The following is an 11189-nucleotide window of genomic DNA, read 5'->3' on the forward strand; positions in this document are numbered from 1 at the left end:
AGTATTCAACGAATTACTTGTAGTAGTCTGCATTAAATTTGCGCTGTCTTCAAAAGTTAATGTACCCGAAACCACAAATACTCCATTTGTAACTGTTAACGTTCTTTTAGATTTAATCACAACATTTGCACTATTGCTTACGGTACAAGAACAAGCATTAACATCTTGATCTAGAGTAAAGTTTCCTCTAAAATCAACCGCATCATTTATTGTTGGATCAGCTCCGTACGACCATGTCGTACCATTCCAGATATTCGCTGCTCCTATGGTTACTGAAGATGTGTAAGCTGAAACGCAACCATTGTTTGCTGCAAATTTATAAGTTGCAGGTGATAATCCTGAAATAGTCATTGTAGGTCCCGTGATTGTGATATTTGTAACTACTGTTCCATTATCTTGAAGTAAAGTTCCAGAAGCTGGCAAACCACTTAAGGCAATGCTTCCTGTTGATGTTGTACAAGTTGGCTGTGTTATAGTTCCCAGAGTTGGTGTTGTGGCAGTTTTATTTACTGTAATTGTTAGAGTAAATGTGGGTCCAACACAACCAGCTGTAGTTGGAGTAACAGTATATATAGCTGTTAATGCACCTGCTGTCGAATTTTGCAATGTTCCTGTTATACTTGTTGGGGAACCAGAACTTGCTGCCCCTCCTGTGATACCTGAAGCCATTATTGGTATTGGCCAGCTATATGTAGTTCCAGATTTAACTGTTCCATTAGTTCCATCTACTGGAGTTACTGTAAAAGCGACGTTATGACAAGACGATGCTGTCATATTGGTGATTGTCGAAGAAGTCATATCTACTAAGACAGGATTTGAATAAAAAGTACTGCTTCCACAAGTAATCTTAACGCGATAATATGTTTTCGCCGTTTGTGAAGTTGTGTATGTTGGACCCGAAGCTGTCACGTCAAGATATCTTATTAATAAATTATCAATAATATGTTTGTCATTTGATCCTCCAGTTCTAGCTGCAAATTTAAATCTCCAAGATGACTTAACTGCTGACAAATAAGCTGCAGGCAAAGCTAGATTAGAAACTACTGTTGCATTATTTATTATAAGAGTTAATTTTCCATTAGCATCTACTTTTAAAACAACTGGTGTGTTTCCTGTAGTCGGTCTTAAACTTGGGGCATCGATTGCAGAATTATACAACGTATAACCTGCGTATAGAACCCTTACGCGACTTCCTGCAGTGACACCTTCATTATCATAAGTGTCAAACTGCACAATTATTCCTGAACCTGAACCGCTTTCTCCACCTGCATTATCATTTTGAACATCGTTAGCATAACTTAAACTAAAACCATCTGCACCTCCTCCTCCTGCAGGAATTTGATAATCAAAATTTACAGTGAATGCGTTAATGTTTGAACCAGGAGTTTTTTGAATAACATAGGCTCCATATGTACTATTAGTCGTTGTTGTAAGAACTAATTGTCCACCTGTAATAGTAGCAACTCCATAAATATTTGCGTCTGGATTTGTTCCGTTAAATTGTTCAAGGCCAAAGAAATTTGTTGGAGCAGGTACAGCACTTGTCCAAACACTTGATCCTGTGTTATCAGGAGATGTTTCCCAGCTGTAAGTCGCACCATCAGTTATTGTATTTTGTAATGATAAGTTAAACGGAGCACTAGGACATACTGATGTTGCAGATGTTAACGTATTGCCAGGATTAAGATTCCCTGAACAAGGCGCATCAATTGTAACAGTATAATCTTCACCTTGTCCTGTACTTGATGTAACACATGAACTTGAGCTATATCCACCTAGTCTTCCTAACACACGCATTTTTATATTAGCCACAGCTGTTGCTACAGGAATCGTGATATAAACAGATGCTACTTTTCCATCTGATCCTGTAGAATTTCTAATTGTACCTACAGTGTAATTTTCTCCCGTATCAAATGTTCCATTATTATTCCAATCAAAATACGCAGTATAGTAATAATTCACATCTAAATTTGAGCCACTTCCATCGTCTGTATTTCCTTTTACACTTAAATAATAACTTTGACCAGCTATTAACTTTGTTGGTGTATCTGATGTAAAATCTTCATATGCGATAGTGCTAGGAGATGAAGTTGTTTTATTCAAAGTATTCAATATTACACTAGTAATTGGAACTACTTTTGTAAAATTCAAACAACTAACATTAATTTTTCCGAGAGCAGATGCAAAATAAGTACTGTTAATATTAGTTGCTCCTGAAGTTGTACCTCCCCAAGATCCAGATGAAGCTGTAGTTGCACCTAAAGTTAGCGTACCATTAACAGAGTGTATAAGCGAAGTTGTTCCCAAATTAAGATAAGGACCTGATGCAATACTAAGATTACCTGCTGTTACTGCACTTGCTAACGTAGCCATTCCTCCTGTTTTAGTCACAGAAACATTTCCTGTTGTAGAAAAACCGGCTATAGATTGCGTACTAGTACCAGTTATTGTAACAGCAGAGGCATTTGCTATAAACGTCCCTGCATTAATATAATTTCCTCTGAATGTTAAAGCATAATTTGAAGTTGTAGTGTTTAATGTTGCTCCGTTTGATATACTTAAATTGCCTGCAATGTTTAAACCAACACCCATTGTTGTCGTGCCAGCAGTTACAGACAGATTATTGAAATTAGTAAATATTGTGGATGGTAATACGTCGTTTGCTGCCAATTGAACTGTTCCAGAACCAGCCGTAAAAACGTTTGCAGCTGTAGTATTTCCTAAATTAAGGCTATTTACTATTAAAGTTCCTCCATTTGTCATGTCTAATGTTGCTGGTCTATTTGCAGTGCTACCACCCAGTGTAAAAGCACCATTAACAGTTAGCTGACTAGCAGAATTTGAAAAATTAAGTATAGGCATATTATTATTGGAAGTTCCAATACTCAATGATGCACAAGTGAATGTACCATTAACCGTTACTGCATGATTAGTTTGGATTATAACATTATCTACTGGACTTGGCGGTCCGCTTACTGTACGGTAAGTAACAGCAGTCAAGGCATTTGAAGCATTGGCAGTTAATGTTAGGCTTGTATTGCTCGTAATTGAAGCAACTGTTCCAATCGTTGTACCACTTTGCCTTGTAATAACTGAACCAACCGTCAATTCCGTTAAGAATAACGTTCCTGTTCCACTGACAACATTAGAAGTCGTTGAAGAAGTAACAGTTCCTGTTCGGTTGATATTATTTCCTACTACCCAAGTTAATGGATCACTCCAGTTTCCATTATTATTACTTGTTACAGTTCCCGATTGAGCAAATAACTGATTAGAAAAGCTAAACAGGAAAAAAAATAAAAAACAAAAAATTTGAGCGTGTATTATTTTTTTAACTTCAAAAGGCAATTGTTGTTCCGTTTGAGTATTTTTTAAAAATAAAGAACGAACGAATAAAAGTAGTTTTCGGGTCATAGGCGTGGTATTAAATTTGTTTTTGGCTTAAAAAGAAAATAAAATAGTGTTACATTTTTGATACAATACTTTAATTTTGGCTTTTTAAACTTAAAAATAAAAGTTAATATCCTGTTTTTCAAACAGAATAAAACTCATAATATTATCGTACAAAAATATTATAATTCAGCACACGCACAACATTTTAGCTATTTTCTTTTTGAGAATTTGTAAAAAATCAGTACGAAATTTAACACAAAATTGATTATTTGTGCCACTTATAGTTAAAAAGAAAGAAAAAACTCATGGATTCAATTTGCACTCAAAAAGAAGCTTTACAGAAATTAGAACACTTTTGTGCTTATCAAGAGCGTTGTCACGATGAAGTAATTTCAAAATTGTACAGCCTAAAAATGACTTCTGACGAAATCAATAATATTGTAGTTCAGCTTATTGAAGGAAATTTTTTAAATGAAACTCGGTTTGCCTGTAGTTTTGCAAGGGGCAAGCATCGAATCAAGTTTTGGGGAAAAATTAGAATTACAAATGAGCTCAAGGCAAGACATATTTCTTCTACAAATATTACTCTTGCTCTTAAGGAGATTTCGCCTGAGGAATACGAAACAAACTTCAATAATCTTTCTGAAAGATATTGGGAAAGCATAAATGAAAAAAACGTTCTCAAAAAAAGAAAAAAGTTTTGCGATTATCTTCTTCGTCGTGGATATGAAAGTAATTTAGTTTATGATAAAGCAAAAGAATTGGAACTCAATTAGTTTTTTTTTGCAAATACCTGATATCTAATTTCTTAAAAAAAGAAGCGTTATTTATCAGAAAATCCTCGCTCTAAAAAATGTTACATTTTTACGAATTTTTCAGTCTAACTCGCGTTTTTTGAATTATAAATTTAAAAAGTAATTGTTTTTACATCTTATTTTATGAATTTTCTTATATTTTAAATTGTTAATTTATAGGAAATAACATAAAATAACAAATTTAGCCATGTAGTTTATCGATTAATTCAACACTTCATCGATTATTCGGCCTTTATAAAAACCATCATTATTACTAACTCGTAGATGTATCTATCTTTGTCGGGTCAAAGTCCTATGCCAGCATAACAACTTGATAGAAAACATTTAACATGACTATTTGGCTTCTCTCAAGTGTTAGTTTTTGAATTTTTATAAATTCAAAAAATGGCGCGTGCTTTTAAGACAAAATAAAAAAACACTTTTTAAAATTAAATGCCACGATTTAATTATGATTAAAAAATTACTTTTGAATTTTTTATTTTTATTGTTGCCCTTTTTTGGATTTAGCCAGTTAGCGCCGGGCAGCTATATTATAAATTCTTCACAGCCAAATCCTTTTAAGAGTTTAGCAAGTGCAATTACCAGTCTTAACAACAATAACGGTATAAGCGGTCCTGTGACTTTGTTAATAGATGAAAATCAAACTGTTTCTTCAACTATTGTTATCAATCAATTTGCTGGTTTAAGTGCAACTAACACTTTGACTATTAAGCCAAACACTGCAAAAAATATTACAATTACCGGTAATATGGGGAACTCTAGTACTTCACCGTTAATTAAGTTAGATGCCACAGACTATGTAACAATAGACGGAAGCAACAATAACACAACGTCTAGTAATCTAATAATTACAAATACCTCTTTGTCAAATTATAACAATTACAACCAAGTGCATTCTGCAATTTTGTGGCTTGCCAATAAAACCGGAAATGGCGCAACAAATAATACAATAAAAAATATTCAATTTGTAGGTTCGAGTACAGATGCAACAACTGCAACATCTGCTGGAATAGTATTTAGTGAAACCACTAACATGCAAACTGCTGAAACTACTTCAAATTCAAACAACAATATTTCAAACAATGTTTTTACAAAAATGAAATTTGGAATTTGGGTTCTAGGTGGTACTGGATCCTCAGCATACAATCAAAATCTGACAATTGATAAAAATACTTTTGGCTCTTCAATAGATTATATTGTTGTTAATGCGATTAAACTTTCGAATACTCAAAATACGATTGTTACTGGAAACACTATTGCAGGTGTTTCAATGTCCTCAACTGCTACTTTTATAAGTGGAATTAGTTTATACAATAAAAGTCTCAATTGTACGATTGCTCAGAATAAAATTTCAGGTATAAGAAGTGCATCATTAGCGAGTGGTATCCACATCAATATCGATTCGAGCATAACTTCTAATTTAAATATTTACAATAATTTTATTACAAATATTGCTTCCTCTGGTAATAACGCTTTCGATTATAATAATGCTGGACACGGAATATATATAGCTGGCGGAAATAAAGTGAATTTATTTTTTAATACAGTCGTTCTTAATGTGAATCAAAATGTACTTTGTGCGGCCTTATTTATTAATAGTGCAAGTAATTTAGATGTTAGAAATAATATCTTTTATAATTCTCAAACAGGATCAGGTCTAAAGTATGCAGTTTATTCAATACCTGGCAGCAATGCTATATTTTCTGCAATAAACAGAAATGATTACATAACAAGTACTGGAGGTCTTATTGGGCATTTAGGAAGTTCTGACGCTGCAACAATAGCAAATTGGAGAACACTAACCGGAAAAGATCAAGAATCTTTAAATATTGCACCTACTTTTACAAGTACTTCAGATTTTCATTTAGTATCAGGAAATGTAAACAATGAGAATTTAGCAGGTATTGCAATTTCAGGAATCACAACAGATATAGATGGACAAACAAGAACAAAACCTTACATGGGTGCTGATGAAATATTCAGTTGTACACCTCCTGCAATAACTACTCAGCCAACTGCTCCAACACCAACCTGCTCTGGAAGTGGTATACAAACTATTTCAGTTACTGCTACTGGAACAACAATAGCTTATACTTGGAAAAAAGCTGGAACAGCTGTAACAAATGGAGGTGTTTTTAGTGGTCAAGGCACAGCAACATTGACATTAACAAATCCAACAACAGCTGACCAAGGAAATTATACTGTAGAAATTACTGGTGCTTGTACTCCAGCAGTGACATCAAGTGTTGTAGCTGTAACAGTAAATGCTGCACCAGCAATAACTACTCAGCCAACAGCGCCAACTCCAACATGTCCAGGAAGCGGTACGCAAACAATTTCAGTTACTGCAACTGGAACTGGATTAACATATGTTTGGAAAAAAGGTACAACAACTATTAATAACGGAGGGGTTTACAGTGGGCAAGGCTCAAATACATTAACTATAACAAATACTACTGCAGCCGAAGAAGGCAGTTATACAGTGGAAATAACTGGTACTTGTTCTCCTGCTGTAACATCAAATGCTGTAACAGTATCAACAATTGTTACTGATAGAGGAAGATCAAAAGGAGGAAAACATATTTGTCCTGGAGATGCTACTCCAACGATGACTGTGTATAATTTTAATGGTCCTGCAGACGTTGTATATTCAGACCCAAGTAAAATTATAAGATGGGAATATACAGATGATCCTTCAAATGGAGCTAACACGTGGGTTGCTATTCCTGGAACGGCTGGGCAAACGAGCATTTCTCCAACCGGAACTTTGACAGCTCTAAGAACATATAGAGCTGTAGCTAAAAACGGAAGCTGTGCTGAACAATATTCTATCGAAACAAGAGTAGATGTAGATGCTCCAACTGTAATTACATCACAATCAACAGCAACTCAATCAAGATGTCAAAATGTTGCCTTTTCAGCAATTTCAGTAATTGCAACAGGAACTAATCTTCAATATCAATGGTACAGCAATAATGTAAACAGCAACTCAGGAGGAACTTCTTTGGGAACTGCTGCGCAAACAAATACATATACACCCTCATCAGCAACAATAGGAACATTATATTACTATTGTATTGTAAGAGGTAATTGTGGCCAGGTTACAAGTGCAGTTTCAGGAGCCTTCATTACAAATGCTTTTCCTTCGGCACCAGTTGCAACTGTAACTTCACAGCCTAATTGTGCATCATCTACAGGAACTATTACAGTTACTGCGCCAACCGGTACTGGCATCACTTACAGTATTAACGGAACAGATTATTTTACTTCTGGTGTTTTCAGCTCTGTTGCTGTTGGTTCTTATACAGTAACTGCAAAAAACAGTTCTGATTGTATTTCAACAATGGCAACTCAGTTACAAGTTCAACCAGCAACATCTAAAACTTGGAACGGCTCAGCTAGCAGCAACTGGAGTGTTGATGCAAACTGGACTCCATCAGGCGTTCCAACTTCATCAGATTGTGTTGTTATACCTGCAGGTGTTACAAATAGTCCAGTTATTTCAGGAACAGCAGGCAATTTCTATGCCTACACAATTACTGTAAATGATAAAGCATCTCTAACGGTTCAAAGTAAAAACACATTAAATGTTACGAATGCTGTTACGGTTTTATCATCTTCATCTCCGGCTTCGACGGGTAATTTAACTTTTGAAGACAGTGCTAATTTATTGCAGACTAGTACCGATCCGAATATTAATACTGGTGTTATTAATTATCAGCGTACAAGTACACCTATCCGCCAAGCCGATTATGTGTATTGGTCGTCTCCTGTAAAAGGACAAAATTTATATAATATTTCTCCTTTAACAGCCAGTGATAAATATTTGAGCTGGGAAATTACAAAATGGTTAGCTAATCCTAGTACTAATATCATGATACCTGGTAAGGGATATATTATTCGCGGGCCTGAAACGTATTCTAACACGGCAAGAACTGCATTTTCTGCAACTTTTACTGGTACGCCTAATAACGGAAACATTTCGGGAGAAACGGCAGTTGCAAGTAAATATTATTTAGTTGGAAATCCTTACCCATCTGCATTAGATGCTGATGCCTTTATTATGGGTAATAACTTTCTAGTAGGAACGCTTTATTTCTGGACTCATAATACTCCGGTAGTTCTTGGTCCAAATTATAAATATAATTCAGATGATTATGCTACTTATAATTTAAGTGGAGGCACAGGAACGAAAGCTGCAACTTCAGGAACTAACGCAACAGGAAATAATACAAATGTACCAAGCGGTTATATTGGTACAGGGCAATCCTTTTTTGTTGGATCTAAAGCTCCAGGTACAATTAGTTTTACTAATTTAATGCGAAAGGGCGATAATCGTAATACACAATTTTTCAAACCAAGTACGACCTCAAAAACAACTGCTCTAGAAAAAAATCGTGTATGGTTAAATATGACTAATGAAGAAGGTGCTTTTAAGCAAATGATGGTTGGTTATATCGAAGGTGCTACAAATGAGTATGAAGACATGTACGACGGATTAACTTTTGATGGTAATAAATATATTGACTTTTATAGTATAAACAATACCAATAAACTTGTAATTCAAGGACGAGCACTTCCTTTTGCAGATACTGATTTAGTGCCACTAGGATATCGTACAACAGTTGAAGGAGAATTTACTATTTCTATAGATCAAGCAGACGGAAGCTTGAGCACTCAGCCAATTTATCTAGAAGATAAAACAACTGGAACCATTAACGATTTGCGTGCAGGAAATTATACGTTTAAAACAGCAGCAGGAACTTTTGCAGATCGTTTTGTGCTTCGTTACACAAGTAAAACATTAGGAACAGGTGATTTTGAAAATATCGAAAATGGTATTCTTGTTTCTGTAAAAGATAAAATCATCAAGGTGCTGTCTTCTAAAGAAAATATAAAAGAGATTAATGTTTATGATATTTCAGGAAGACTTCTTTTCAATAAAAGTAAAATTGATCAAACTGAATTTCAAATTTCAAACCTGCAATCCAGTAATCAAGTATTAATTGTAAAAATAACTTTAGATAATAGCTATATAGAAAGTAAAAAAATCATTTTCAATTAATCGCATCAAAATAATAAGTAATAAAAATCCGACAACGTGAGTTGCCGGATTTTTGTGTGTAATATGTTAGTCATAATTAAACTATAAATCATAAAACAAATAGCTAAGTTTTAAAATAATCAGTTAAAATGAAGCACATAACTTTAACTAAAAACCCAAATCTAAACCAACAAAATTGTATGTCCCCAAAAACATTTTTGCCAGATCAATTTTTATTTTTAAAAAAATTAAGCTTGCTTGTCTTTTTGTTTTCTTTCAAAATGGCAGGGCAGACCGCAATATTTCCTGTTACAAGAATCTATACCGACTGGAATGGATATTGGACATCGAATGCCCCGACTGGTGCGGGAAACCGACCAGATAGAGAAAACAACTTATTAGCCTTTACGTGGAATAACGTTACGTATTCAACAGGTGTTAATAATACCATACTTGATGCACACGCTATTGGCTACAGCACACAGAAATTTAGAGCTTTAAAAATTCAGACTTTAGGTCAGAACAACAGTACTTATATTTTGCAAGGTTCAATGATAGATGAATCCGCTAGTACTGCTTCAATAAGACCGGTACTGGCCGGAACACTTCCGACAGGTGCTGAACTTGCTTCAAGATTAACAGATGGTATTAACGGATTAGCACTTGGAACTGGTGTTGCAAATATAAAAGCAGGTACCGCCGAATTTAAAATCGGAACAAACAATTTAAATCTTTTAGGTATTGGCGATGGCTTTCCAGATCTAATTGTAACACAGGTAGCTGATCCAGGAGGAGCATTAGACACATTTAAGTTTGTAGATGCTGCAGGAAATACAGTTGGAACAGAAGTTTCAATAAATTTCAACACTGTTTCTGCTGTCGGCACATATAGTCTGGACTTATTTAAAGCAGATGGAGGAGCTAATCCTTTTTCACCAGCTTCTACCAGAGATCTTAGAATATTAGGTATCGAATTAAGCGAATTTAACCTAACATCTGCTAATTCTTCGCAAGTAGATCGTTTTGTGATTAATTTTTCAGGAAGTTCAGATTGTGCTTTTATCGCTTTTAATACTAAATCCTTAAAGATTGCAGAATTAAAATTAATCAAAAAAGCAACCCTGTCAAACTGTGGAAAACAAGGCGATGTGATAAATTACGCTTTCGAAATAACTAATACTGGAGAAGTCCCAATAACTGATATTCACGTAACAGATCCCATGCCGGGATTGGTAATCTCGGGAAATTCAATTGCATCACTTGCGCCTGGAGCGACTACCACATTAAGCGGAACTTATACCATTACCTCTACAGATGTTGATGCCGGTAAAGTTGTAAATACAGCTAAAGTTACAGGAACAGATCCCTCGTTAAATACTGTTGAAGACATTGCAGGAGCAACAACAATTTTATTAACAGCACCTACTATTGGAACTATAACAGATATTTCATGTGTAAACGCTTTTGGAAGTGTAGTTTTGAATGATTTGCCTGCAACAGGAACTTGGACATTACAAAGAAGTCCTGATAATGTAACTGAAACTGGCACAGGAGCAACAGCAACAATTTCAAATATTCCGGTTGGTACATATACCTTTAGGGTAACTAACAGCACTGGATGTAAATCGCCACCGACAGCAACAGTAGAAATTAAAAATCAGGCATCTACAACATGGAACGGCTCCGCATGGTCTAACGGAATTCCGACTGCAACAAAAAGTGTTGTTTTTACAGGAGCATATACATTAGCAGCAGACCTAGATGCTTGTTCTTGTACCATCAACTCAAGCGGCAGTCTTAACGTTCCTTCTGGCCGTACTTTAAATATTGTTAACGCGGTAACAGTGTTGTCTGGAGGATCACTAACATTCGAAAACAGTTCAAGCTTAATGCAAACCAATACTGCATCTAATATTAATTCAGGCAATATTAATTCA

3 protein-coding genes and 1 pseudogene are annotated in these 11189 nt (G+C 35.0%); 3 read left to right on the plus strand and 1 reads right to left on the minus strand.

The annotated features are described in order from the left end of the window. A partial coding sequence (locus tag IRZ83_RS19320) for a beta strand repeat-containing protein (protein ID WP_228520735.1) occupies nt 1–3414 on the minus strand: 3414 nt, incomplete at its 3' end. A 284-nt stretch (nt 3415–3698) separates the two neighbouring features. On the opposite strand from IRZ83_RS19320, the gene IRZ83_RS19325 reads away from it, so the two are divergent. The 3 genes and pseudogenes from IRZ83_RS19325 to IRZ83_RS19335 form a co-directional block, all read left to right on the plus strand. Continuing rightward, nucleotides 3699–4169 carry a regulatory protein RecX gene (locus IRZ83_RS19325; RefSeq protein WP_194570758.1) on the plus strand — a complete coding sequence of 157 codons (471 nt, stop codon included), beginning with the start codon at nt 3699–3701 and terminating at the stop codon, nt 4167–4169. Nucleotides 4170–4656: 487 nt separating this feature from the next. Beyond that, nucleotides 4657–9273 (plus strand): T9SS sorting signal type C domain-containing protein, encoded by a 4617-nt coding sequence (locus IRZ83_RS19330; RefSeq protein WP_194570759.1) that lies wholly within the window; start codon nt 4657–4659, stop codon nt 9271–9273. Nucleotides 9274–9533: 260 nt separating this feature from the next. After that, nucleotides 9534–11189 (plus strand): annotated as a pseudogene (locus IRZ83_RS19335) (hypothetical protein); the annotation flags it as partial.

The organism is Flavobacterium sp. JLP (assembly GCF_015350755.1).
In the GTDB taxonomy this organism is placed as follows: Bacteria; Bacteroidota; Bacteroidia; order Flavobacteriales; family Flavobacteriaceae; genus Flavobacterium.

Excerpts from the sequence above, each read along its gene's own strand:
- IRZ83_RS19325 (WP_194570758.1), top strand. The coding sequence starts at position 3,699 with ATGGATTCAATTTGCACTCAAAAAGAAGCTTTACAGAAATTAGAACAC.
- IRZ83_RS19330 (WP_194570759.1), top strand. The coding sequence starts at position 4,657 with ATGATTAAAAAATTACTTTTGAATTTTTTATTTTTATTGTTGCCCTTT.